We start from the raw sequence: 25,455 nt of genomic DNA, 5'->3' as shown, positions 1-25,455 counted from the left end.
CCGACGCACGCACCGACCATGGTCGACGCAGGAACGAGCATAGCCGGACGCGGCCGGGACTCCGATCGGGTATCGGTGTCCCGGCCGCGCCGAAGGGTCGAGAGGTCACGGATCCAGTGGTTCCGGGGCCCCCGCTCGGGCCGCCTCCCTGGCGCGGGTGCGTTCGTGGTTCGGGTTGAGGAACCAGTGGCGGGCCGAGGCGAACCACCATGCCGCCGCGAAGCCGAGGACCGCCAGGACCGCGATGGGGGCGTAGTTGAAGGTCTCCCAGGTGACCGGGGAGACCTGGGGGAGCATGAAGAGGATCGTGATCACGCCCACCCAGACGACCGCCACGATGCCGATCGGGCGCGACCAGCGGCCCAGGTGCCACGGCCCCCGTTCGAACGCCTCGCCCTTGCGCAGCCGGAGCAGGGTGGGGATGACGTACGCGATGTAGAGGCCGATCACCGCGATCGACGTCACCGCCGCGTACGCGGTCACGTTGATCAGGTACGGCAGGCCGAGGACCAGCGCGCCCAGCGCCGCGAGCCACACCGCCGCGACGGGCGTACGCGTACGCGGGTTCACCGTGTGCCAGAGGTTGGAGTACGGCAGCGCCCCGTCGCGCGAGAAGGCGTAGATCATGCGGGAGTTGGCGGTCACCGACGCCATGCCGCAGAAGAGCTGCGCGCCGATGACGACGAGGAGCAGGAGCTTGCCCGCCGTCGCGCCGAGCGCGTCCAGGAGGATCTGGGCCGGCGGTACGCCCGTCGGCGACGTGAGGGCGCCGTCGTACGACTGGATCGCGAAGGTGAAGCCGAGGAGGAGGACGAAGCCCGCGATCCACGACGTCCAGATGGACTGGACGATGCCCTTGGGCCCGGCCGTGGACGCGTCGTGCGTCTCCTCCGTCATGTGCGCCGAGGCGTCGTACCCGGTGAAGGTGTACTGCGCCATCAGCAGGCCCAGCAGCACCACGTAGAAGCTGCTGCCCCAGCCCGTGTTGTTCACGAACTCCGTGAAGACGAAGGACGCGGACTGGTGCTGGTCCGGTACGAAGGTCAGCGCGCCGACGATGACCGCGACGCCCACGACGTGCCACCACACGCTGACGCTGTTGAGGAGGCCGACGATCCGTACGCCGAAGGTGTTCAGCAGGCCGTGCAGGACCAGGATGGCGGCGAAGAGCAGGATGGTGCGGCCGGGGGTGACCTCGAAGTCGAACTGCAGGTTCAGGTACGCGCCCAGGAACGAGGCCGCGCCGAAGTCGATGCCGGCGGTCACGGCGACCTGGCCGAGGACGTTGAACCAGCCCGTGAACCACGCCCAGGCCGCCGCCGTACGCGGCGGAGCCAGGCGGTGGGCCCAGAAGTACAGGCCCGCGGAGGTCGGGTACGCCGAACAGATCTCGGCCATCGCCAGCCCGACGAACAGGGTCATGAGACCCACTGCCACCCAGCCCCAGGTGATCACCGCCGGGCCACCGGTGTTCATGCCGAACAGGTAGAGCGTCAGGCAGCCCGACAGGACCGAGATGATCGTGAAGGAGACCGCGTAGTTGGAGAACGCCGACATGCGGCGGGCGAGAACCTGCGTGTATCCGAGCTGGGCCAGCCGCTCTTCGTCCGACAGCCCACTCACTCTGGCGTCTTCTGTCATGCCCCCAGCAATTCCCTCGCCGGGGGTATGACATGCGCCACAGTGCGGTTGATCTGGCCGAAACACGGCCGGTGGGGTTCCGGCCCGGCCCCCGGCCCCTAGACGTCCGTCATGCCGAGCTGCAGGGAGGTGACCTGATGCGGGCTGAGTACCCCGGCATGGACATGCAGCTCGTCCACAACCCCCTGCAGGTACTCGCCCCAGCCCCCGTCCACCCGCGACCGCCCGACCTCGATGCCGGTCCTCGCCGTCCAGCCCGGCCGGTACGACGCCCGCGCCGAGACCGTCCCGTCGGCGTACAGCAGGATCTCGTCGGCCGCGTCGTCGTACACGAGCGACAGATGGTGGTCGTAGTCCGGGGACGCCCAGCTGTCGTCCGCGGTGAGCGTGGTCCTCTCGCCGTCCGAGTCCGTCAGAGTCACCTGCCACTGCTGCGAGGCGCCCGAGTAGCGGACGACGGCGACGGAACCGTCCTCACCCGGCAGCGACAGCACCGTCATCGGCCGGTCCTGCGCCGCGGAGTCGATCCGTACGTGCGCGGAGAGCGAGAAACTGTCCCCGGTGTCGACGACCGGCCCGTCCGCCGCGGCGAAGTCGCCGTCGCCGTCCAGCACCAGATGTCCGTCGCCGACGATGGGGTACGGGGCCGAACCGCAGTCCGGGTCGGACCCCGGGTCGCAGGAGTCGTCGGCGCGGTAGATCCTCGCGTCGCCGCCGAGCGTCAACGGCAGTCCGCCGTCCCGCTCGGGGCTGCTGCCGCCCGTCGCCTCGTCGAGCGCCCAGTACCCCTTGCTCGCGGTGCCGCGCTTCGCATGCGTGGCGGCCTCGGGAGCGACGACCACCCGGTCCCACACGCGTACGTCGGCCAGCGCGCCGTGCCAGTTGCGGCTCGCGGCGCCCTGGCTCCGCCCGATCTGGAGGGCCCCGGACGTCGAGGGCGGCGTGACGTTCTCGGCCGTGCCGACCGGCCTGCCGTTCACATACAGGCGGGCCGTCCCGGCCACCGGGTCGTGGACGCCCGTCAGCTGCGCCCACTCGCCGCTCTCCGGCACTCCGCCCCGTACGACCGAGTCGCCCACCGTGAACGACCAGGCGCCGTCGTCCGTCCCCAGCCCGAACGCCGCCACGTCCGCGCCGCCGTCCTGGCTCACCGCCGCCAGGTCCTCGGCGAGGGAGTCCGGACGTACCCAGGCGCTGACGGTGAAGGCCCCTGCCGGGTCGGCCGCCGGGGCGCCGCTGGTCAGGTACGCCCCGTCCGTGCCGTCGAACCCGGCCGCTCCCGTCACCGCGGTCCGTGCGGGACCCTCGGCGCCGAATTCGACCCCGTCGCCCGCCGTCGCGGGACGGCCGCCCGCGCCTGCCGCCGCCTCGCCGGCCCCTGCCGCGTCGGCGAGCTTCCACGCGGCGACGGGCGTACGGCCCTCGCGCACGCGGAACAGGTATTCACTGGGCGCGCTCGCGTTGCCCGCCCGGTCGATGGCCTTGACCGTGAGCCTGGGGATGCCGGAGGACTGCGGCAGGTAGGTGAGCACGACCGGGCCTCCGGGCTCCGCCGGCCTCACGGTCCCTGAGCCCCCGTCCTGGAAGGAGTAGAGGTAGGACACTGTGTCATCCGACGTGGAGTCGACGGTGAACGTGCCGTACGTGCCCACCCCGTCGTGCCACTCGTCGTCCTCGGAGTACTCCGGGTACTCCGGCGACGACACGGAGGGCTCCGCGGGCGCCACGTCGTCGTACACGAAGGCGCACGACCGGCCTTCGCCGTCGGAGCTCCACGGCCCCCACACCGTGCCGTCGTTCGCCCGCACCCGCCAGCTCACGTCGGTGAACGCCGGGACCTCGGACGGCACGGTCCAGCTGAACGACGAACCGCTGGACTTGGCGGTCGTCTCGACCGTACGCACCTGAGGATCGCCCGCTTCGTCCGTCCAGGACACCTCGAACTGGGCACTCACCCGGTTCCCGTCCGGGTCGCTCAGCACCGCGGACAGCGTCGGCTGCCGGCGCACGTACGTCGGGTCCGCCCCACTCGCACAGGCCGCGCTCCCGGTCGTCAGGTCGGCCGACGCGGGCTGCGACGGCGGCCGGTTCTCGGCCGCCGCGGCCGTCCACGGGGTGAACGCGACGGCCGACGACGCGAGCGTCACAGCGATCGCGCCGCGTACGAGGGCATGACGAACTGGTGGCTTCAACGGGTCCCCTCCCCTGGGCCCGGCGATCCACCGGGCCGTCCGATTCCGCGCCGGAGCGTAACAGCCGGTCACGGCAGGGGAGTTGTCATTTTTCGGCGCCCGGACGGCTCCGGCGCGCGCCCCCGCGAGCAGGCCGCACCCGCGAACGCCGAAGGGCCCGGACGACCGAGGTCGTCCGGGCCCTTCGCGTGCTACGTCGCTACGGCGTCAGCTGGGGCGCTGTCAGCCGTTGCGCTTCCAGCGCGGCTTGTCGTCGCGGCGGAAGGAGGAGCCGGTGGAGCCGGAACCCGAGCCGGAGCCCGCGCCACGGTGGTCGTCGCGGCGGCCGGACGGGCGGTCGTGGCCGCCGGAGCGGAAGCCGCCACCGGTGGGACGGTCGCTCCGGTCACGGTTGAACGGACGGTCGCTGCCACGGTGACCACCGGAGGGGCGGTCGTCTCGGCGGAAGCCACCGCCGGTGGGACGGTCGCCGTCACGGCGGTCACGGTTGAAGCCGCCACCGGAGCCACCCGTGGGACGGTCGTCGCGGCGGAAGCCGCCACGGTCGCCACCGCGGTCGTCACGACGGTCGTCCCGGCGGAAGCCGCCCGAGGGACGGTCGTCACGACGGTCGAAGGAACGGCCGCCACCACGCTCGTCGTCCCGGCGGAAACCACCGGAGGGACGCTCGTCACGACGGTCACGGTTGAAGCCGCCCGAGGGACGGTCGTCACGGCGGAAGCCACCGCCGGTGGGACGGTCGCCGTCACGGCGGTCACGGTTGAAGCCGCCACCGGAGCCACCCGAGGGACGGTCGTCGCGGCGGAAGCCGCCACGGTCGCCACCGCGGTCGTCACGACGGAAACCACCGGACGGGCGGTCGTCACGACGGTTGTCGCGACGCTCGTAGTTGCCACGGTCGTCCCGGCGCTGACGCTGCTCGTCGCGCGGCTCGGCGGCCTGCGCCACCGGCTCCTGCGCCACGGCCACCGCGGCGGCCTCGACGACGGCGGCAGCCTCGGCCAGCGCGGCTTCCGGGTCCTCGCCACGCTCACGCGCGGAACGGGCGACCAGACGGTCGGCCTCCTCGCGCAGCTCGACGGCACGCCGCTGCGCGCGCTCCAGCTCCTTGGTGAGCTGCGACACCTCGCGCTCGGCCTGCTGCGCCGCGTTGCCCGCGGACTCGGCCTGGACCTCGGTCATCGACCGGGCGCCCGTGATCTCCGCGACCTCCGGGTCGAAGGCGGCGCCGCCCTGGATGATGTGGCGCGTGGCGTCGACGCCCGCGTCCTCCATCTGGCGGAAGATCTGCCGGCGCTGGTGCGGCAGGGAGAGCGACACGACCGTGCCGCTGCGCCCCGCACGGGCCGTACGGCCGGAACGGTGCAGGTAGTCCTTGTGGTCACCGGCCGGGTCCACGTTCAGGACCAGGTCGATGCCGTCGACGTGGATGCCGCGGGCGGCGACGTCGGTCGCGACGAGCGCGTTGACGTAGCCCTTCTTGAAGTCTTCGAGAACGCGCGTACGGGCGCCCTGCGTCATGCCGCCGTGCAGCGCGTCGGCCTTCACGCCCGAGTCGCACAGCTGCTCGGCGATACGGTCGGCGCCCAGCTGGGTGCGGACGAAGATGATCGTGCGGCCCTTGCGGGAGGCGATCGCGGCGGTGACCGGCGCCTTGTCCTTGGGCTTCACGATCAGGATGTGGTGCGACATGGTCGTGACGTTGCCCTGGGCGCTGTCGACCTCGTGCGTCACCGGGTTGGTGAGGTAGCGCTTGACCAGCGTGGAGATCTCGTTCTCCATCGTGGCCGAGAACAGCATGCGCTGGCCGCCGCCGGGGATCTGGTCGAGCAGCTCGGTGACCTCGGGCAGGAAGCCCAGGTCCGACATCTGGTCGGCCTCGTCGAGCACGGCGACCTGGACGTTCTCCAGGGAGCAGGCGCCGCGGTTGATGATGTCGCGCAGGCGGCCCGGGGTGGCGACGAGGACGTCGACGCCGCGCTCCAGGGCGTAGATCTGGTTGCCCATCGACGTACCGCCGCAGACGACCTTCATCTTGAGGCCGAGGACGTCGCCGTACGGCTGGAGGGCGTCCGCGACCTGCATCGCGAGTTCACGCGTCGGCGTGAGGATGATGCCGCGGGGCTTCTTCTTCTCGGTGTGGCCGCCGGAGAGCTGCGTGAGCAGCGGCAGGCCGAAGGAGAGGGTCTTGCCGGAGCCGGTACGGCCGCGGCCGAGGATGTCCTTGCCGGCCAGGGCGTCCGGGATGGTCGCGGCCTGGATCGGGAAGGGGCTGGTCACACCGTTCTGCGAGAGCTTGCGCACGACGCCCTCGGGGAGACCGAGGTCGGTGAAGGTGACCTCAGGGGTCTCGGGGGTCTCAGAGGTCTGGGGAGCCGCGGAAAGCTCGGGGGCCGCGGTCTCTTCGGTCACCTCGGGCGCCTCGTTCTCGGGCACGACGATGTGATCAGTACTGGAAATGGACATGCGAATGCGAAACCTTCCGGAGTCTCTTCGGCACGCGCCCGTCAACTCCGTGATTTCGCAAACGACCGCCTCAATGCGGTCAGCCACGGCAAGGGAGAGTACGCGCCACGCGGCGCTCTGTGATGGCGCCGGGCGATGGGATCAAACGATCTACTACCATACGCACCCTGTGCCGCTCAAGGCAAACTGAGGCCGAATGTCCAGGTCAGAGGCCCGCACGCCACCCGCACCCCGCCTGCACATCCATCCCCGCACCCCGCCCGCACCTCCATGCGCCGCACCCCGCCCGCACATCCATGCACCCGGACGCCGCTCAGGCCTCGATCCCGGCCCGCGGCGCCGGCTCCCGACGCTCGACGAGCTGCGGCTCGGGCTCCGGGTGCGCCGAGGACGACGGCTCGGCGGTGGTCGGGTCCGGGGACGGCGGCGGGGTCTCCTTGGGAGGCGTCGGCTCCGGGTCCTCACGCGTCGGCGTGGGCTGCTCCTTCGTCGGCGAAGGCGCCCCTGGCCTGGGCTTCTTCCCGCCGCTCTCACCCTTGGCCGGCTTCTTCGGCGCGGCCGAACCGCTCTCCCCCGCCGACGGCGACGCCGACCCGGACGCCGACCTGCCCGGCTTCGCCCTGGCGTGTTTTCCGTCACTCGCCCCGTGCCGGCCGGAGTCGCCGCCGCTCACCGCGGACCCCCCGTCGGGTTCCTCGCCGCCCTGCTGCCCCGCCGAGTGGGAGGGCCTGACCCGGCTGCTCCCCTCGTCGTCGCCGACGCTCATGCAGCCCGCGGAGGCGGCGACTGCCAGGGCCGCGGCGGCCAGACGGACGGGTACGTACATGGCGCGCACGGGCAGCTACCTCCGGGTGGGGTCCCCCTGCCCGGACCGAGCCGGGAACGCGGGGACGGGAGCGCGAGGAAGGGTATGGGGAGTCCCCCTGCCCAACTCCCGCCGCCCACAAGAGGACACGCGGCCGTATGCGCCCTGTGCACACGAGGCGCGTACGGGGCACTCACGGGGCCGGACGTCAGCCGTATCCCAGGGCGTGCAGGCGCGCGTCGTCGATGCCGAAGTGGTGGGCGATCTCGTGCACCACCGTGACCTCGGTCTCGGCCACCACCTCCTCGCGCGTCCCGCACATCCGCAGCGTGGGCCCCCGGTAGATCGTGATCCGGTCCGGCAGCACCCCGGCGTACCACTCACCGCGATCGGTCAGCGGGGTCCCCTCGTAGAGCCCGAGCAGCTCGGGATCGTCGGCGGGCGGTTCGTCCTCGACGAACACCGCCACGTTGTCCATCAGCCGCGTCAGCTCCGGCGGAATCCGGTCCAGGGCCTCGGCGACCAGTTCCTCGAACTCCTCGCGCGTCATCTCCAGCACAAGACCATTGTCCGGTACGGACGCCCGGACGGTAGGGGTGCCGCGGACGCGACCCGCGACGGACGGCGGTCGGCAGACGGCAGACGGCAGACGGCGCTCCGCATACCCGCCCCGCCGCTTGGGCATACGGGCCCAATGGCCCGCGTCCCCGCTGCCGCCGCTCTGCTCCGCGTACGGAAGGCTCCCCGCATCCTCGTACGGCACTACCGCTCACGCCGTTCCCAGCCCGCCATCGAACTCGTCCACCAGCCGCACCCCTACGCCCGTGCGCTCGGGCTCGTCGCCGTCGTGCTGCTCGGCGCGTGGCTCGGCCTGCTGGTCGTCGGGAACGTCCGGGCGCCGGTCGGCCCCATGGACACCACGATGACCCTGCGCCCCTCCCTCACCGGCGGGACGAAGATCAACGTCTCCCCGCTCGGCGCCCTCGAACTCCGCAGCCACACCGCTCCCCTGCGCCTCGACGTGGACGTCGACCAGCTCGACCCGGTCCGCTCGCAGGCCCTCGTCGACCATCCGGAACGGCTCTCCGGCCTCCAGGACGAGGTCGCCGAGGACGTCGGCGCCGGCACGCTCGACCTGGCCGTACGGTCCTGTGCCGCCGTGGTCGCCGGTGCGACGGGGCTCGGCCTCGCCGTCTACCGCCGCCCGCGCCGGGCCCTCGCGGCGGGCGGCCTGGCGCTGACCCTGCTGGCCGCCTGCGGGGCGACGGCCTTCGCCACCTGGAACCCCAAGTCGGTCCTGGAACCGAAGTTCTCGGGCCTGCTCTCCTCGGCACCCTCGGTCGTCGGCAACGCGCGCAGCATCGTCAGCGAGTTCGACGTCTACCAGAAGGAACTGGCCCGCCTGGTGACGAACGTGACGAAGCTGTACGACGTCACGTCCACGCTGCCCGCGTACGCGCCGGACCCCTCCACGATCCGGGTCCTGCACGTCTCCGACATCCATCTCAACCCGGCGAGCTGGAAGATCATCGCGTCGCTGGTGAAGCAGTACAAGATCGATGTCATCGTCGACTCCGGCGACACCATGGACCACGGGACGGCGGCGGAGAACGGCTTCCTGGACCCGGCGGCCGACCTCGGCGCCCCGTACGTCTGGGTGCGCGGCAACCACGACGGGCGCGTCACCCAGGACTACTTGAAGCGCATGAAGAACGTGCACGTCCTCGACGACGGCCGCGCGGTCTCGGTCGCCGGCCTGCGCTTCGCGGGGATCGGGGACCCGCAGTTCACCCCGGACCGCTCGGCCGGGGTGGGCGGCGCCGGACAGTCGGAGGTACTGGCGGGAGCCCGCCTCGCCTCCTCCCTCCGCGACCAGGAGGCGGCCGGGACCCCGGTCGACATCGCGGTCGCACACAACCCCACCGCCGCGCGCGAGACGGACGGGGACGTGCCGCTGGTGCTGGCCGGCCATGTCCACCACCAGGAGATGGAGGTCCTGAAGTACGGCACGCGGCTGCGCATCGAGGGCTCCACGGGCGGCGGCGGACTGCGTGCGCTGGAGGGCGACGATCCCGCGCCGATCGAGACGTCGATCCTCTACCTGGACCGCGACACCCGGCGGCTCCAGGCCTGGGACGAGATCAAACTGGGCGGGCTCGGACTGACGACGGCCGAGGTCAGCCGCCATCTCCCGAAGGAGAACCAGCCCGGCGCGCCCGCCTCCACGACCCCTTCCACCCCCGCCCCGTAAACCGTTTTGGCGATCCCTCCCGACATCCCATATGCTTCTCACGTCCCCGACGCGCTGCGAAGCGCCCAGGTGGGCCGATAGCCCTCATCGTCTAGCGGCCTAGGACGCCGCCCTTTCAAGGCGGTAGCACGGGTTCGAATCCCGTTGGGGGCACGTAATACCGTGTGCGAGACTGAGTTCGCTCGCTCGTGCACAAGCTTGGTCCTGTGGAGCAGTTTGGAGTGCTCGCCACCCTGTCAAGGTGGAGGCCGCGGGTTCAAATCCCGTCAGGACCGCTGCGGTTGTTGTTTGAACCGCGTGGCTGGGTAGCTCAGTTGGTACGAGCGATCGCCTGAAAAGCGATAGGTCGCCGGTTCGATCCCGGCCCCAGCCACTTCTCGAAGGCCCCGTCCAGTTGGACGGGGCCTTCGCCGTGGCCGGGGCCTTTGCCCTGCGGCCGGCCGGCGGGTCCTTCGGCTGCGGGTCCGTGGGGGTCGGCCGCGCAGTTCCCCGCGCCCCTCAAGAGCGCCAGCGCTCCGCTCGGGCCGCCGCCCCGCCGCGTGGGCCGGGCCCGATTCGCAACCCCCGGGGCCTTTGCCGTGCGGCCGGCGCCGGCGGGTCCTTCGGCTGCGGGTCCATGGGGGTTGGCCGCGCAGTTCCCCGCGCCCCTTAAAAGCGCCAGCGCGCCACTCGGGCCGACGGGGCGTGGGCCGGGGGGCGGGGCCCCGTTCGGGGCGGCGGTCTGAGCCCTGCATTCGGCGTCCTGCAGGGCACGCGCCTTTTAGGGGCGCGGGGAACTGCGCGGCCAGCCCCCACCGGCCCGCAGCCGAAGGACTCGTCGGCGCCGGCCACATGACGCAGGGTCCCGGGGCCATGGAGCCTCGGGGGCTCGGGGGCTCGGGGGCTCGTCTCGTAGGTTCCCGTGACGCCGTCAGGTCGCCGCGCCCGTCGTCGAGGATTCCGGCGGTGGGGTGCCCGCCGCGTGGGACGGACCCCCGGTTCGGCCTCCTGGGTGGCGGTGGCGCCACGTCCAGAACACCGCGCAGGACAGCAGGGCCCAGCCGGTCAGGACCAGGAACGGAAAGACGTGCTGGTGGCCGGCGAAGTACACCGCCGTGTGCTGGGCGTTGACCGAGCCGCCGGGCGGGAGCCAGCGGCCGATGACGCCGAGCGGGGACGGCAGCAGGGGCCAGGAGACCGCGCCGCCCGACGAGGGGTTGCCGAGCATGACCATCAGCCCCCAGGTGGGCAGCATCGCCCAGCGCCCGAACAGGGTGTTGAACATCGTGAAGACCATGCCGGACGTGAACATGGTCAGCGCGAGGATCAGCCAGGACTCGACGAACGGCAGCTTCAAAGCGCCGAGGATCCAGTCGACCGCCACCACGATCACGAAACCGCCGAGCAGGGAGTACGCGGCGGTGAACGCGATGCGTTCCACCGGGTTCAGCCCCCGCGCGTGCACGCTGAGCTGGATCGCCCCGATGAAGCCGATGATCACGGCCGCCAGGGAGATGTAGAAGATGGCGAGGCCCCGCGGATCGCCCTCCTGGAGCGGCTTGATGTCCCGGACCGTGACCGCCACCCCCGTGGCCTTGCCGACCGCCGGCGCCGCCTGTTCCAGCAGTTCCGCGACCGAGGCCCCGGACGCCCCGGAGACGTCGAGGACCACCGCCCTGCCGTTGTCCCGCGTATCGAGGATGGCGAAGACCTTCTGGTCGTCGACCGCCCGCACGGCCGCCGCCCGGCTGTCGTACGCGTGGATCTTCAGGGAGGCGTCGAGCGCCTTCTCCATCTCGGCGAGGAACGCCTTGCCCCGCCCCTCCTCGTACGAGCCCACGATCGCGGTCGGCACATGGCGCGGGGTCGGGTTCGCCATGGAGTACGTGTACGAGCCCGCGAAGAGGCCGGCCGCCGCGGCGAGGATCAGCACCAGCACCGACGCGGGAAGGAAGGGGGACTCCTTGAAGGAGGCCCAGCGTTCGCGCCGCGTGGGCGGTCTGCCATGGGCACCGTGCGGCATCTCGGACATACGCCCACGCTAAAGGCGCATAAAGGATATTTCTCTGCGACGGTCACCTCTAGCGGCCTCGGAGCCCTGCCTGCCGGACAGGCCCCCGCGCAAAAGCGTTCGCCCCACGTTTCCCCGAGGTGAGATCCTGGACCGCGTATGTCTACGCATCCTGCCCCCGCCCTCGGCGATCTCGCCTCCCGTCTGGCCGAGCTGTCACTGCGCGACGCGCACCGGCTCGGGCGCAGGCTCGAAGGCGCGCGCCGGATCCGCAAGCCAGAGGCCCGCGCCGCCGTCACCGCCGAGATCGAGACGGAGGTGGCGAGGGCCGAGACCCGCATGGCCGAGCGGCGCGGCCGCGTGCCCACCGTCTCGTACCCCGAGCAGCTGCCCGTCAGTCAGAAGAAGGACGTGATCGCGGACGCCATCCGTGATCACCAGGTCGTCATCGTCGCGGGCGAGACCGGCTCCGGCAAGACGACCCAGATCCCCAAGATCTGTCTGGAGCTGGGCCGTGGCGTCCGCGGCATGATCGGGCACACCCAGCCCCGCCGGATCGCCGCCCGGACCGTCGCGGAGCGGGTCGCCGACGAGCTGGACACCCCGCTGGGCGAGGCCGTCGGCTGGAAGGTCCGCTTCACCGACCAGGTCAGCCCGGAGGCCACCTTCGTCAAGCTGATGACGGACGGCATCCTGCTCGCCGAGGTCCAGACGGACCGCGAGCTGCGCGCGTACGACACGATCATCATCGACGAGGCCCACGAGCGGTCCCTGAACATCGACTTCCTGCTCGGCTATCTGGCCCAGCTGCTCCCGAAGCGGCCGGACCTGAAGGTCGTCATCACCTCCGCGACCATCGACCCGGAGCGGTTCTCCCGGCACTTCGGGGACGCGCCGATCGTCGAGGTCAGCGGACGTACGTACCCCGTCGAGGTGCGGTATCGCCCGCTCCTCGAAGAGGACGGCGACGACGCCGACCGCGACCAGATCACCGCGATCTGCGACGCCGTCGAGGAGTTGCAGGGCGAGGGCAAGGGCGACATCCTCGTCTTCCTCTCCGGGGAGCGGGAGATCCGCGACACGGCGGACGCGCTGGAGAAGAGGAAGTACCGGTTCACCGAGGTGCTCCCTCTCTACGCGCGCCTCTCGCACGCCGAGCAGCACCGCGTGTTCCAGCAGCACACGGGGCGCAGGATCGTTCTGGCGACCAACGTCGCCGAGACCTCCCTCACCGTCCCGGGCATCAAGTACGTGATCGACCCGGGCAACGCCCGTATCTCCAGATACAGCCACCGCACCAAGGTCCAGCGGCTGCCCATCGAGGCGATCTCGCAGGCCAGCGCCAACCAGCGCAAGGGCCGCTGTGGTCGTACGAGCGACGGCATCTGCATCCGGCTGTACTCCGAGGACGACTTCCTCGCCCGCCCGGAGTTCACCGACGCCGAGATCCTCCGTACGAACCTGGCGTCCGTCATCCTCCAGATGACCGCGGCCGGGCTCGGCGAGATCGAGAAGTTCCCCTTCATCGACCCGCCGGACCACCGCAACATCCGCGACGGCGTCCAGCTCCTCCAAGAGCTCAACGCCCTCGACCCGACGGAGAAGGACCCGCGCAAGCGGCTCACCGACACCGGCCGCAAGCTCGCCCAGCTGCCCGTCGACCCGCGCCTGGCCCGCATGGTCCTGGAGGCCGACAAGAACGGGTGCGTCCGCGAGGTCATGGTGATCGCCGCCGCGCTCTCCATCCAGGACCCGCGCGAGCGGCCGTCGGAGAAGCAGACGCAGGCGGACCAGCAGCACGCCCGCTTCAAGGACGAGACGTCCGACTTCCTCGCGTACCTCAACCTCTGGCGGTACGTGCGCGAGCAGCAGAAGGAGCGCGGCTCGTCCTCTTTCCGTCGCATGTGCAAGCAGGAGTACCTGAACTTCCTGCGGATCCGCGAGTGGCAGGACATCTACACGCAGCTGCGGACCGTCGCCAAGCAAATGGGCATCCAGCTCAACGAGGACGACGCTCCCGAGCAGCACGTCCACCTCTCCCTGCTGGCCGGCCTGCTCTCCCACATCGGCATGAAGGACGTGAAGGAGACCGGGAAGGAGGGCGGCAAGGACGGCGGGAAGGACGGCCGCAGCAGCGCGAAGAACGACTACGTGGGCGCACGCAACGCCAAGTTCGCGATCTTCCCCGGCTCGGCCCTCTTCAAGAAGCCCCCGCGCTTCGTGATGTCCGCCGAACTCGTCGAGACGTCCCGGCTGTGGGCCCGCGTCAACGCGAAGATCGAGCCCGAGTGGATCGAACCGCTCGCCGAGCACCTGCTGAAGCGCACGTACAGCGAACCGCACTGGGAGAAGGACCAGGCTGCGGTGATGGCGTACGAGAAGGTCACCCTGTACGGGGTGCCGATCGTCGCCCAGCGGAAGGTCAACTACGGGCGCATCGACCCCGAGATCAGCCGCGAGCTCTTCATCCGCAACGCACTCGTCGAGGGCGACTGGCGTACGCACCACAAGTTCTTCTCCGACAACCGCCGGCTCCTCACCGAGGTCGAGGAGCTGGAGCACCGGGCGCGGCGCCGGGACATCCTGGTCGACGACGACACGCTCTTCGACTTCTACGAGGAGCGGGTGCCCGCCCATGTCGTGTCCGGCGCGCACTTCGACTCCTGGTGGAAGCACAAGCGGCAGGAAGAGCCCGAACTCCTCGACTTCGAGCGCTCGATGCTCATCCGCGAGACCGCCGGGGCGGTCACCAAGGACGACTATCCGGACTCGTGGCGGCAGGGGCGGCTGAAGTTCCCCGTCACGTACCAGTTCGAGCCGGGCGCCGACGCGGACGGTGTGACCGTCCACATTCCGCTGCAGGTGCTGAACCAGGTCACGGACGAGGGCTTCGAGTGGCAGATCCCGGGGCTGCGGGAGCAGGTCGTCACCGAGCTGATCCGTTCTCTCCCCAAACCGATCCGCCGCAACTACGTTCCGGCGCCCAACTTCGCGCAGCGGTTCCTGGAGCGGGCGGTGCCCCTGCAGGAGCCCCTGACCGTGACGATGGCGCGCGAGCTGAAGCGCATGGTCGGAGTGCCTCTCACCGCCGACGACTTCGACTGGTCCCGGCTCGACGACCACCTGAAGATCACCTTCCGGATCGTCGACGAGCGGCGCCGCAAGCTGGCCGAGGATAAGGACCTGGAGGCCCTCAAGGTCCGGCTGAAGCCGAAGGCGCGCCAGGCGATCTCGCAGGCCGCGGCGGCGACGGCCCAGCGGGAGGGCGGGGAGTCCCTGGAGCGGACCGGGCTGACCGACTGGACCATCGGCTCCCTCACCCGCCTCTTCGAGACGCGCCGGGCGGGCCAGCCGGTGAAGGCGTACCCGGCTCTGGTCGACGAAGGGCCGAAGGCGAACACCGTCTCCGTACGCCTCTTCGACACCGAGGCCGAACAGCAGCAGGCGATGTGGAAGGGCACGCGGCGGCTCATCCTGCGCAACATCCCGGTGAATCCGGCGAAGTTCGCGTCGGACAAGCTCACCAACGCCCAGAAGCTGGCCCTTTCCGCGAATCCGCACGGGTCGATCCAGGCCCTGTTCGACGACTGCGCGACGGCCGCCGCCGACAAGCTCATCGGCGACTTCGGCGGCCCGGCCTGGGACGAGGAGTCGTACCGGAAGCTGTACGACAAGGTGCGCGCGGAGATCGTCGACACGACGGTCCGCACGGTCGGCCAGGTCGAACAGGTGCTGGCCGCCTGGCAGGCCTGTGAACGCCGTCTGAAGGGCGTACGCAGCCCTGTGCTGCTCGCCAACCTGACGGACGTACGGACGCAGCTGGACGCCCTCGTACGGCCCGGCTTCGTCACGGCGACGGGCCTGCGGCGGCTGCCGGACCTGATGCGCTATCTGGTCGCGGCGGACCGCCGTCTGCAGCAGATGCCGACGAACGCGCAGCGGGACACCAGTCGGATGGAGAAGGTCCACGAGATGCAGGACGAGTACGCCTGGCTGCTGGAGCAGTTGCCGCAGGGCCGCCCCGTCCCCTCCTCCGTCCGGGACATCCGCTGGATGATCGAGGAGCTGCGCGTCAGCTACTTCGCGCACGCGCTGGGCACGGCGTATCCGGTCTCCGACAAGCGCATCGTGAAGGCGATCGACGCGGCCGCTCCGTAACGGCGTCCGCACACCGGGTGAGTTCGCTCGGGGGGCCAACCCTCCTGTACAGTCTTGTCTCGCAGCGCAACGCAAGATCGCACTGCGAAACAAGGTCCTGTGGAGCAGTTTGGAGTGCTCGCCACCCTGTCAAGGTGGAGGCCGCGGGTTCAAATCCCGTCAGGACCGCAGAAGAAGAACAAGAAGGCCCCGCATCCGGAAACGGAAGCGGGGCCTTCTTGTTGCGCCCACCCTCCCGAGGGCCCCTCCGGGGCCTCCCAGGGGCGCGGGGAACTGCGCGGCCAACCCCCACCGGCCCGCACCCGACATTCCACGGCACCCCCACCCCCTGGGGGCGCGGGGAACTGCGCGACAAGCCCCCGTCGACCCGCAGCCGACGAACGGGCCCACCACCCCAATCGCCGCCACAGATCCCAACAACACCCCCACAGACCCCATCAGGCCCGTCCGCCGTCCACACGCCCTTGACGCCGCCACATTCCCCAAGTACCTACAGAACAAAGCCCCAGACCCCACCGGAGGTGACCATGGCGGCGACCGCTCGGCATGAGACGCGAGCCCTGCTCCGCGCCCACCTGTCGGCCGCCTCAGGACACCGCCACCGGACGAGGCACTGCCCGATCTGCCACCGCCTCCTGCGACTGGCCTCGGAGGCCGGCCCCGAGGACCTGGACGGCACCCCGGAGGACGACGGCCCCGCCCCGGCGTGACCGCCCGTGTCATCGCCCACGTGACCGCCCGCGCGATCGCCGCGTACGCGCCCGCGTGATCCGCCCGTCTGAACGAAGGCCGCGTCTCAACTACCCCTCACGCGGCCCCAGATGAACGCGTCCCCCAATAGCGCAGGTATGCCACGCGCAACAAGAACCCCGGCATGTGACGGGTGTCACCGCATAAGTTTTCAAACCTGCGGATCTTACCCCCCACCTACAACAGGTCAATTTAATATGTGCAATTGCACCGAGCCCCAGAGGGACTCACAGCCGATCCGACAGTCTCGCCCAGACTGCGACAAGGCCACTCACAGACCGACCCGGTAAGCGCGCACACCCCATGACCAGCGCACAAAAAAAGATCGCGCTGGACCCGGCGGAGTCCAGCGCGATCTACGACGCACCCACAGTGCTAGTGGTTCTTGCTCGGGCGGGGACCCCGTTGGGGCGGGATCCGCGTCGCTTGGTACTTGGGTGGTGCTTGGATGACGCGTGAAGCGGTACTTGCGTCAGGGCCCTGCCGACAAGTTGGGGGACCTGCCGAAATACCCTGCTATGTGGCTATGCAGTTGTTGTTCAGGCTTCGCTGCGCTGCTGCGGGATGCCCGCGAGCAGAGCACGTACCTCTGCTTCGCGGTAACGGCGATGCCCACCCAGCGTGCGGATCGACGTGAGCTTGCCGGCCTTCGCCCACCGCGTGACCGTCTTAGGGTCCACGCGGAACATCGTGGCGACCTCAGCCGGGGTCAGCAGCGGCTCGGCATCAGGGGTGCGAGCGGTCATGAGCGGCCTCCTCGGGAGAACCGATCGTTCTCGGTTCTTTCCTCTAAATTCTGCACCTTGACCCGCGTTGCCCGAAATGGCGGATGCGGGTCGAGTCGGTTATAGGACGAACGGCTTGTCCTCGGCACTACAACTACACCATCCGTCCAGCCACGTCGGCCAAACCGATGGAATTGCCCTCCCAGGTGTTCATCAGCGACGGAAGCCGATGGACCATGCCATAGCGGACAGTCACGCCACTGTGACGATCAGTCACAGGACGATCAGGAGTCACGTGACCCCCCTGCAGCGCAATGCCGAGATTCCACCCAAACGTGGGCAGAGAGAGCCCTCCCCGGACTCCTTGTCCTATTTTGGCATGAGGAGGGCCGTTGGGCGCAAGGTCCGTGTTAGTGCCGTCCGTCACCCTTACCCCGTACGACCCGGATCGGGACTTACGTCCTGTCAGGCTCCGTGACGCACAGGAACCGGGCGCCCGAAGAGCCTCCGTGCGCCCCTCAGTTCGCCGAGCGCCGGTCCCGTACCGAACGCCACCGTTCCACGAGCCGACCGTATGCCTCGCCCGCGCCGGGCCCGTCGCCCGTGCGCAACGCCTCGATGCCCTCGGCGACATCGGCGGCGGAATGGTCGCCGTCCAGCTCCCCCGCGGGCAGCACGTGGACGAGGCCGCCGTAGTCAAGCTCCACCAGCGAGCGCGGATGGAACTCCTCCAGCCAACGCCCCACGTCCACCAGGCCGTCGATGAGCGGACCCTCGTCGAGGGTGTCCCGCAGCGTCCGCAGGGCCCGCGCCACCCGCCGCCGCGCCTGCACCATCGGCGTGCGGTAGCGCAGCACGGGAGCGTCCTGCTCGGCCCGCGAAGCGCCCCCGGACCCGGCGCCCTTGTCGTACTCGCGCTCCTCGTCCGAGACGAGCACGAACCAGTGCAGCGGGACCTGCCAGGTCGAGGTGCGGATCCAGGGCCGGGCGTCGGGGTTGCGGGTCAGCCAGCGCTCGTAGTCCTGGGTCGCCTGCCGGCGTACGAGCTCGGGCAGCGCCGCGTCCAGGACGGGGGCCGGCAGCTCCTCGGCCAGGTCGCCGAGCGCCTCCCAGCCGCGTAGCCGGGTCCGCCAGGGGCACACGCACAGCACGCCGTCCACCTCCGCGACGAACGCGTCACCGCTCTCCTGCACCGGCACCGCGATCGGCGGCACGGGCAGCAAGTCGGCCAGCGAGCGGCGCAGTTCGTCCTGGTACGAGGGACGCCCTGGCCGGCGCGCGTAGCGGTACCAGTGGCCGCGCTCCGGTTCCGGGAAGGCCGCGAGCGGTTCGTACACCCGGAGATAGGACGCGTACGGGACGATCAACGAGGTCACCTTGGGCACGCTTGCTCCCTCCCCAGCCGACCCGGTGGAAAACCGCGCAACCGGTGCGCGGACACGCGGGAAACCCCTGCAAATCGTCCCACGCCCGTCCGTGACCGTACTCCGGCCGGGGGTGATCCTGACCACTGGGCCGATGGCGGTCCCGTACAGGCTCTAATCTCGTGCCACACGGACCCCCGCCACCCGTACGAGGGCCGCCCCGACCCGCCGCTACTTACCTGGGAGTCACCACAGTGACCGACGTAACCGGCAGCCCTGACGACGTACTGCACACCCTGTTCCGGTCGGATCAGGGCGGCCATGAGCAGGTCGTGCTCTGTCAGGACCGCGCCACCGGCCTCAAGGCCGTCATCGCCATCCACTCGACCGCCCTGGGCCCGGCCCTCGGCGGCACCCGCTTCTACCCGTACGAGAGCGAGGCCGCGGCCGTCGCCGACGCGCTGAACCTCGCCCGCGGGATGTCCTACAAGAACGCCATGGCCGGGCTCGACCACGGCGGCGGCAAGGCCGTGATCATCGGTGACCCCGAGCAGATCAAGACCGAGGACCTGCTCCTCGCGTACGGCCGTTTCGTCGCCTCGCTCGGCGGCCGGTACGTGACCGCCTGCGACGTCGGCACCTACGTGGCCGACATGGACGTCGTGGCGCGCGAGTGCCGCTGGACCACCGGGCGCTCCCCCGAGAACGGCGGCGCGGGCGACTCGTCCGTCCTGACGGCCTTCGGGGTATTCCAGGGCATGCGGGCCTCCGCCCAGCACCTGTGGGGCGACCCGTCGCTGCGTGGCCGCACGGTCGGCGTCGCGGGCGTCGGCAAGGTCGGCCGCCACCTGGTGGAGCATCTGCTGGAGGACGGCGCCCGGGTCGTGATCGCGGACGTGCGCCAGGACTCCGTGGGCCGTATCGCCGACAAGCACCCCGCCGTGCAGATCGCCCCGGACACCGAGCGGCTGATCCGGACCGAGGGGCTGGACATCTACGCCCCGTGCGCGCTCGGCGGCGCCCTGAACGACGAGTCCGTGCCGGTGCTCACCGCGAAGATCGTCTGCGGCGCGGCCAACAACCAGCTGGAGCACCCGGGAGTGGAGAAGGACCTCGCCGACCGCGGGATCCTCTACGCGCCGGACTACGTGGTGAACGCCGGCGGTGTCATCCAGGTCGCCGACGAGCTCCACGGCTTCGACTTCGACCGGTGCAAGGAGAAGGCCGCGAAGATCTTCGACACCACGCTGGCCATATTCGCTCGTGCGAAGGAGGACGGGATTCCGCCGGCCGCCGCGGCCGACCGGATCGCCGAGCACCGCATGGCCGAGGCCCGCCGCCCCTGATGTTCGGGGGCTGTTCGGCAGCCGTTCGCAGGGCTGTGCTCACGACCCCGCGGGGTCCCGTCGGCGGGTGTGGGAGAGAACTCTCACGTTCGTCGGCGGGTCGCTCGCCAAGAAGAGGTTAAAATCGCGGTTGACCAGCGAGGACAGGGCACCTCGCGGGTCCTGTGCACACGAGCTTCCTGCGGGCGACGTACCGTATGGGCGTGGGCTCAGGTACCGTGGAAGCCCTACGGACCGGTCTCTCCACGGAGAGCCCGTTCCAGATCATGAACGCGTGTCAAGACTCTGGGGCCGTCGAGCCCCGTATCCGAGGGGGTCGAGCCATGGGGCGCGGCCGGGCAAAGGCCAAGCAGACGAAGGTCGCCCGCCAGCTGAAGTACAGCAGCGGCGGGACCGATCTGTCGCGTCTGGCCAATGAGCTGGGCGCTTCGACTTCGCAACAGCCGCCGAATGGCGAGCCGTTCGAGGACGACGACGAGGAAGACGACCCGTACTCCCAGTACGCGGATCTCTACAACGACGACGAGGACGAGGACGATGAGTCCGGTCCTGCGTCGCAACGCCGCGGGGCTTGACGTACCAGCTGCGCTCGTCGTTCTAGCTGCGCTTCACCCGGTCCGGGGTTGGTTGCCGGACCGGGTTTTGTGCATGTCGCTCTGCGGGTTGGCTGGGAGTACTTGCTGTGGGCTGGTCGGCTGCAGGTTCGTCGTGGCTGGTCGCGCAGTTCCCCGCGCCCCTTACGGGGCTGCCCTGAAGGGCGCCCTTGTGGGCGCCCCTTTCATGGCTACCGCGTGACTACCGTGCTGCGTAGTCGCCCGTCAGGGTTGCGCCCGTGTCGTGGGTGCCCCGGTCCGTGATCTCGCCTGCCACCCAGGCTTCCACTCCTCGGTCCGCCAGGGTGGTGAGGGCGGCGTCCGCGGAGTCCTGGGGGACGATCGCGATCATGCCCACGCCCATGTTCAGCGTCTTCTCCAGTTCCAGGCGCTCGACCTGGCCGGTGGTGCCGACGAGGTCGAAGACCGGGGCCGGGGTCCAGGTGGCGCGGTCGACGGTCGCGTGCAGGCCGTCCGGGATCACCCGGGCGAGGTTGGCCGCGAGGCCGCCGCCCGTGATGTGCGAGTAGGCGTGCACGTCGGTCGTGCGGGTCAGCGCCAGACAGTCCAGCGAGTAGATCTTGGTGGGCTCCAGGAGCTCCTCGCCGAGCGTGCGGCCGAACTCCTCGACGTGCTGGTCGAGCTTCAGGTTCCCGCGGTCGAACAGGACGTGCCGGACGAGTGAGTACCCGTTCGAGTGAAGGCCGGAGGACGCCATGGCGATCACCGCGTCACCCGTACGGATACGATCCGCGCCGAGCAGCCGGTCGGCCTCCACGACACCCGTACCGGCGCCGGCGACGTCGAAGTCGTCCGGGCCCAGCAGGCCGGGGTGTTCGGCCGTCTCGCCGCCCACCAGGGCGCAGCCCGCGAGGACACAGCCCTCGGCGATGCCCTTCACGATGGCGGCCACGCGCTCCGGGTGGACCTTGCCGACACAGATGTAGTCGGTCATGAAGAGCGGCTCGGCGCCGCACACCACGATGTCGTCCATGACCATCGCGACCAGGTCGTGGCCGATGGTGTCGTACACGCCGAGCTGCCGGGCGAGGTCGACCTTCGTGCCGACCCCGTCCGTGGCGGAGGCGAGCAGCGGGCGCTCGTACCGCTTGAGGGCGGAGGCGTCGAAGAGGCCGGCGAAACCGCCGAGGCCACCGAGGACCTCGGGGCGCTGCGTCTTCTTCACCCACTCCTTCATCAGTTCGACGGCGCGGTCGCCCGCTTCGATGTCGACGCCCGCGGCGGCGTAGCTGGCACCAGTTGTCTCAGACATGACGGTGAGAACTTTCGTGTCGTACAGCTCGTACAGCGGTGTCGCTGCGAGATCGCTGCGAGGTCTTACGGGCGACGGATCGCGTCGGACGCGGCCGACGCGGGGCCCGCGGCCAGCTCGGTCTCCAGGAGCTGCTTGCCGAGCAGCTCGGGGTCCGGGAGGTCCATCGGGTACTCGCCGTCGAAGCAGGCACGGCAGAGGTTCGGCTTGTCGATGGTGGTGGCCTCGATCATGCCGTCGATGGAGATGTACGAGAGGGAGTCGGCGCCCAGGGACGTGCCGATCTCCTCGATGGACATGCCGTTGGCGATCAGCTCCGCGCGCGTGGCGAAGTCGATGCCGAAGAAGCAGGGCCACTTCACGGGCGGCGAGGAGATCCGGATGTGGATCTCGGCCGCGCCCGCCTCGCGGAGCATCCGGACCAGGGCGCGCTGGGTGTTGCCGCGCACGATCGAGTCGTCGACGACGACCAGCCGCTTGCCCTTGATGACTTCCTTGAGGGGATTCAGCTTCAGCCTGATGCCCAGCTGGCGGATGGTCTGTGAAGGCTGGATGAAGGTCCGGCCGACGTACGCGTTCTTCACGAGACCGGCACCGAACGGGATGCCCGAGGCTTCCGCGTAACCGATCGCGGCGGGCGTGCCCGATTCCGGGGTCGCTATCACCAGATCGGCCTCGACCGGAGCTTCCTTGGCGAGGCGGCGGCCCATCTCGACCCGGCTGAGGTACACGTTCCGGCCGGCGATGTCGGTGTCCGGGCGGGCCAGGTACACGTACTCGAAGACACAGCCCTTGGGCTTCGCTTCCGCGAATCGGGAGGTTCGCAGTCCGTTCTCGTCGATGGCGACGAACTCGCCCGGCTCGATCTCGCGGACGTAGGCCGCGCCGCAGATGTCGAGGGCGGCGGACTCGGAGGCGACGACCCAGCCGCGCTCCAGGCGCCCGAGGACCAGCGGGCGGATGCCCTGCGGGTCACGGGCGGCGTAGAGGGTGTGCTCGTCCATGAAGACGAGCGAGAAGGCGCCCTTGACCTGCGGGAGGACCTTCGCGGAGGCCTCCTCGATGGTCAGCGGCTTGCCGTCGTCGTCGACCTGGGCGGCCAGCAGGGCCGTCAGCAGGTCGGTGTCGTTGGTCGCCGCCACACGCGGGGTGCGGCCCTCCTGCTTCGGGAGGTCGGCGACCATCTCGGCGAGCTCCGCCGTGTTGACGAGGTTGCCGTTGTGGCCGAGCGCGATCGAGCCGTGCCCGGTGGCACGGAACGTCGGCTGGGCGTTCTCCCAGGTGGAGGCCCCGGTGGTCGAGTAGCGGGCGTGACCGACCGCGATATGACCGAGCAGGGAACCGAGGGACGCCTCGTCGAAGACCTGGGAAACGAGCCCCATGTCCTTGAAGACGAGGATCTGAGAGCCATTGCTGACCGCGATTCCCGCGGATTCCTGGCCTCGATGCTGGAGGGCGTAGAGCCCGAAGTAAGTGAGCTTGGCGACCTCTTCACCGGGAGCCCAGACTCCGAAGACGCCGCAAGCGTCCTGGGGTCCTTTCTCGCCGGGGAGCAGATCATGACTGAGTCGACCGTCACCACGTGGCACGCCACCGAGTGTAGGCGAGATCGACCACTGGTCCGAATTGGGGAAGTGCCCGGGCGGCGCGGTGAGACGCCGCCCGTCCGGGGTCACTTCGCGGCGACGGCTTCCAGGCCAGCGCCGTTTTCGCTGGTCAGGGTCAGGTTGCTGCCCTTCAGCGTGTACTTCACGGTGCCGCCGAAGAGCGCCAGCAGGGACCTTTCGGTGTCCATGAGTGAGTCGGAGCACATCTTCCGGGTGGTGCCCGGCGCGCCCAGAGTGATAGTGCCGTCGCCGACCGTGGCCTTCGCCGTCACCTTGTTGCAGCCGAGCTCGCCACGGACGGTGCCCTTCTCGTCGAAGGTGAGATGGACCTTGCCCTCGGCCTCGGAAGCCAGGGCGACGGCGGAGCCGCCCTTGGTGTCGGCCTTCTTGTCGGCCTTCACCGTGCCGGTGACGTTCCACTTGGTGCCGTAGAGGTCGGCCGGCTTGTCGGCGGTGAGTTTCACGGTGTAGCCGTCCTCGGTGGTGAGCGTCAGCCTGTCGCCGTTGACGTCGGCCTTGATCGTGCTGTCGGACATGACCTCGCCGAGTTTCGACTCGAAGCCCATCGTGCCGTCGGCCGTACAGGCCATCTCGGTCTTGAACGTGTCGTCGCCGATCGTGATCGTGTCGCCCTCGATCTCGGCGGTGGCCCCGAAGTGGTTGCAGCCGTAGTTGCCACCCACCTTGCCGTCCTTGCCGAACTCGACGTGCGCGCCGGCCGGGGCGTCCTGCGTCTTCCCCTTGGCCGTCACGCTGTCGACGTTCCACTGCGTGCCGGTGAGCCCGGTGTCCTGCCGGGTCCCGACGGAACTCGAACCGGGATCCTTGCCGCCGCTGTCGCCGCTGCCGCTCTCCGTGCCGCAGGCGGCCGTGGCGAGGAGTCCGGTGACCGCCAGGGCGCTGAGGCCGACCCGCGGGCTGAGGGCGCTGAGGTTGCGTCGCTGCGTGTGCATGCCGCTTTGACGGGGCGGGTGGGGTGCTTGGTTCCCTCACGGGGTAACGGCCGCGCAACGGGCGGTTCCCGGTCCGGCCGTCCGGCTCAGCCCATGAGGGGGAGCAGGGCGCCCAGGTCGGCGCGCTCTCCGCTCGCGCTGACCTTCGCGTCGTCGAGGGCGGTCTGCCACGCCGTCCGCCCGGTCGCGAGACGGATCCAGGTGAGCGGGTCCGTCTCCACGACGTTGGGCGGGGTGCCGCGGGTGTGGCGCGGGCCCTCCACGCACTGCACGACGGCGTACGGCGGTACGCGCACCTCCGTCGAGGCGCCGGGCGCCTTCGCGGCGAGGGCGTCGGCGAGCAGGCGGGTGCACGTGGCGAGGGCGTGGCGGTCGTAGGGGATGTCGAGCCCCGGGACGGCCGCGTTCAGGTCATCGGTGTGAACGACCAGCTCCACCGTGCGGGTGACGAGGTGGTCGGCCACGGTCATCGCTCCCACGCGAGTGGTGAGCAGGCGGCCGTCCCTGGCGTCCGGCAGCCGTTCCCCGAACCGGGCTTCCGTGCGCTCGTACAGCGCGTCGAGGTCCGGTTCGGCGGCGGCGAGCGCGTGGACGTCGCCGTCGACCTCGCCGGCGCGGGGGGCGGTGGTGGACGGCCAGTCGAGGAGGGCGAGCGCGGGGGTCGCCGGCTCCGGCCCGTCCAGGCCGCGGCTGACCGCCTCCAGCGCCATGGTCAGATGCACGGCCAACTCCCGTACGGTCCAGTCGCCGAGGCCCGCGGGTGCGGCGAGCCGGCCGGGGGTGAGGGTCCGCACCGCCGCCCGCACGTTCCCGAACTGGGCGAGGACCGCGGCGCGGGTCTTTACCGGATCGTAGGCGCGGGGACGCTTCTTGGCCGGGGGCATGGGGGGAGTTTATGCGGGGCGGGGGTGCGCCTGCGGGATGGGTGAGCGGGGGTGGGTCCGCGACTGCGGGGTGGGTGAGCGGGGGTGGGGTTCTGTCTGCGGCGCGGTGGGGGCTGGGCGCGCAGTTCCCCGCGCCCCTGACGGCGAAGCCGCCGGATTTACCGACGTGCTTCGGCTGCGGCGCCGTCGGGGCTGGGCGCGCAGTTCCCCGCGCCCCTAAGAGCAGCCGGGGTGCACGGGGGTGCTTCGACTGCGGCGGCGTGGGGGCTGGGCGCGCAGTTCCCCGCGCCCCTGAAAGCAGCCGGGGTGCACCGGGGTGCTTCGTCCGCGGCGGCGTGGGGGCTGGGCGCGGGCGGAGGGGGCGCCGGGGTCGCTTGGTGCAGCCGCGCTCGCCGGTGCCCCCCAGGGGCGCGGGGAACTGCGCGGCCCGCCCCCACCGGGCGGGAGACGGGATACG

General features: G+C 70.5%; 17 protein-coding genes and 4 tRNA genes. 9 read left to right on the top strand and 12 right to left on the bottom strand.

The window, feature by feature from the left end; translation table 11 throughout:
- Window positions 1-105 precede the first annotated feature (105 nt).
- The 5 genes from C6Y14_RS33210 to C6Y14_RS33190 form a co-directional block, all read right to left on the bottom strand.
- Window positions 106-1,641, bottom strand: a complete 1,536-nt coding sequence (locus C6Y14_RS33210; RefSeq protein ID WP_107020572.1) for an amino acid permease — start codon at window positions 1,639-1,641, stop codon at window positions 106-108.
- Between the two features lie 98 nt (window positions 1,642-1,739).
- A complete protein-coding gene (locus tag C6Y14_RS33205) occupies window positions 1,740-3,833 on the bottom strand; it encodes a LamG domain-containing protein (protein WP_159074354.1) in 2,094 nt (697 codons plus the stop codon).
- A 222-nt stretch (window positions 3,834-4,055) separates the two neighbouring features.
- Window positions 4,056-6,299, bottom strand: coding sequence for a DEAD/DEAH box helicase (locus C6Y14_RS33200; protein ID WP_107020570.1), 2,244 nt, complete (start codon window positions 6,297-6,299; stop codon window positions 4,056-4,058).
- Between the two features lie 313 nt (window positions 6,300-6,612).
- Window positions 6,613-7,125, bottom strand: coding sequence for a hypothetical protein (locus C6Y14_RS33195; RefSeq protein ID WP_318658077.1), 513 nt, complete (start codon window positions 7,123-7,125; stop codon window positions 6,613-6,615).
- Between the two features lie 187 nt (window positions 7,126-7,312).
- Window positions 7,313-7,663, bottom strand: a complete 351-nt coding sequence (locus C6Y14_RS33190; RefSeq protein ID WP_189776386.1) for a metallopeptidase family protein — start codon at window positions 7,661-7,663, stop codon at window positions 7,313-7,315.
- A 135-nt stretch (window positions 7,664-7,798) separates the two neighbouring features.
- Between C6Y14_RS33190 and C6Y14_RS33185 the strand changes: the two genes are divergently transcribed.
- The 4 genes from C6Y14_RS33185 (at window position 7,799) to C6Y14_RS33170 (ending at window position 9,728) form a co-directional block, all read left to right on the top strand.
- Window positions 7,799-9,355, top strand: a complete 1,557-nt coding sequence (locus C6Y14_RS33185; protein ID WP_107020568.1) for a metallophosphoesterase — start codon at window positions 7,799-7,801, stop codon at window positions 9,353-9,355.
- Between the two features lie 80 nt (window positions 9,356-9,435).
- Window positions 9,436-9,508: transfer RNA gene (locus tag C6Y14_RS33180), tRNA-Glu, on the top strand.
- Window positions 9,509-9,555: 47 nt separating this feature from the next.
- Window positions 9,556-9,630, top strand: a tRNA-Asp gene (locus tag C6Y14_RS33175).
- Between the two features lie 24 nt (window positions 9,631-9,654).
- Window positions 9,655-9,728: transfer RNA gene (locus tag C6Y14_RS33170), tRNA-Phe, on the top strand.
- 537 nt (window positions 9,729-10,265) lie between these two features.
- On the opposite strand, the gene C6Y14_RS33165 is transcribed toward C6Y14_RS33170, so the two are convergent.
- On the bottom strand, window positions 10,266-11,357 hold the full coding sequence (locus C6Y14_RS33165) for a hypothetical protein (RefSeq protein WP_107020615.1): 1,092 nt from the start codon (window positions 11,355-11,357) through the stop codon (window positions 10,266-10,268).
- A gap of 147 nt (window positions 11,358-11,504) precedes the next feature.
- On the opposite strand from C6Y14_RS33165, the gene hrpA reads away from it, so the two are divergent.
- The 3 genes from hrpA to C6Y14_RS33150 all read left to right on the top strand — a co-directional run bounded on the left by hrpA (window position 11,505) and on the right by C6Y14_RS33150 (window position 16,213).
- Window positions 11,505-15,503, top strand: coding sequence for an ATP-dependent RNA helicase HrpA (hrpA, locus tag C6Y14_RS33160; protein ID WP_107020567.1), 3,999 nt, complete (start codon window positions 11,505-11,507; stop codon window positions 15,501-15,503).
- A gap of 93 nt (window positions 15,504-15,596) precedes the next feature.
- Window positions 15,597-15,671: transfer RNA gene (locus C6Y14_RS33155), tRNA-Asp, on the top strand.
- A gap of 359 nt (window positions 15,672-16,030) precedes the next feature.
- Window positions 16,031-16,213 carry a DUF6274 family protein gene (locus C6Y14_RS33150; RefSeq protein WP_107020566.1) on the top strand — a complete coding sequence of 61 codons (183 nt, stop codon included), beginning with the start codon at window positions 16,031-16,033 and terminating at the stop codon, window positions 16,211-16,213.
- 579 nt (window positions 16,214-16,792) lie between these two features.
- On the opposite strand, the gene bldC is transcribed toward C6Y14_RS33150, so the two are convergent.
- Together bldC and C6Y14_RS33140 are read right to left on the bottom strand one after the other, a co-directional pair.
- The gene (gene bldC, locus C6Y14_RS33145; RefSeq protein WP_003949541.1) at window positions 16,793-16,999 is read right to left on the bottom strand and encodes a developmental transcriptional regulator BldC; all 207 of its coding nucleotides are present in this window, start codon (window positions 16,997-16,999) and stop codon (window positions 16,793-16,795) included.
- Window positions 17,000-17,496: 497 nt separating this feature from the next.
- Window positions 17,497-18,363: a hypothetical protein gene (locus C6Y14_RS33140; protein WP_107020565.1), complete on the bottom strand. Its 867-nt coding sequence runs from the start codon at window positions 18,361-18,363 to the stop codon at window positions 17,497-17,499.
- Between the two features lie 233 nt (window positions 18,364-18,596).
- Here C6Y14_RS33140 and C6Y14_RS33135 point away from each other — a divergent pair, with 233 nt between their 5' ends.
- Together C6Y14_RS33135 and C6Y14_RS33130 are read left to right on the top strand one after the other, a co-directional pair.
- A complete protein-coding gene (locus C6Y14_RS33135) occupies window positions 18,597-19,688 on the top strand; it encodes a Leu/Phe/Val dehydrogenase (protein ID WP_107020564.1) in 1,092 nt (363 codons plus the stop codon).
- Between the two features lie 323 nt (window positions 19,689-20,011).
- Window positions 20,012-20,263, top strand: coding sequence for a DUF3073 domain-containing protein (locus C6Y14_RS33130; RefSeq protein ID WP_107020614.1), 252 nt, complete (start codon window positions 20,012-20,014; stop codon window positions 20,261-20,263).
- 220 nt (window positions 20,264-20,483) lie between these two features.
- On the opposite strand, the gene purM is transcribed toward C6Y14_RS33130, so the two are convergent.
- The 4 genes from purM to C6Y14_RS33110 form a co-directional block, all read right to left on the bottom strand.
- Entirely contained in the window at window positions 20,484-21,554 is a 1,071-nt protein-coding gene (purM, locus tag C6Y14_RS33125; RefSeq protein WP_107020563.1) for a phosphoribosylformylglycinamidine cyclo-ligase, read from the bottom strand.
- A gap of 65 nt (window positions 21,555-21,619) precedes the next feature.
- The gene (gene purF, locus C6Y14_RS33120) at window positions 21,620-23,143 is read right to left on the bottom strand and encodes an amidophosphoribosyltransferase (RefSeq protein ID WP_107020613.1); all 1,524 of its coding nucleotides are present in this window, start codon (window positions 23,141-23,143) and stop codon (window positions 21,620-21,622) included.
- 83 nt (window positions 23,144-23,226) lie between these two features.
- The gene (locus C6Y14_RS33115; RefSeq protein ID WP_107020562.1) at window positions 23,227-24,114 is read right to left on the bottom strand and encodes an META domain-containing protein; all 888 of its coding nucleotides are present in this window, start codon (window positions 24,112-24,114) and stop codon (window positions 23,227-23,229) included.
- An 86-nt stretch (window positions 24,115-24,200) separates the two neighbouring features.
- Window positions 24,201-24,998 (bottom strand): maleylpyruvate isomerase family mycothiol-dependent enzyme, encoded by a 798-nt coding sequence (locus C6Y14_RS33110; protein ID WP_107020561.1) that lies wholly within the window; start codon window positions 24,996-24,998, stop codon window positions 24,201-24,203.
- Window positions 24,999-25,455 lie beyond the last annotated feature (457 nt).

The organism is Streptomyces dioscori, assembly GCF_003024195.1.
Taxonomy (GTDB): domain Bacteria; phylum Actinomycetota; class Actinomycetes; order Streptomycetales; family Streptomycetaceae; genus Streptomyces; species Streptomyces dioscori.
This window is presented reverse-complemented; position numbering and strand designations above follow the sequence as displayed.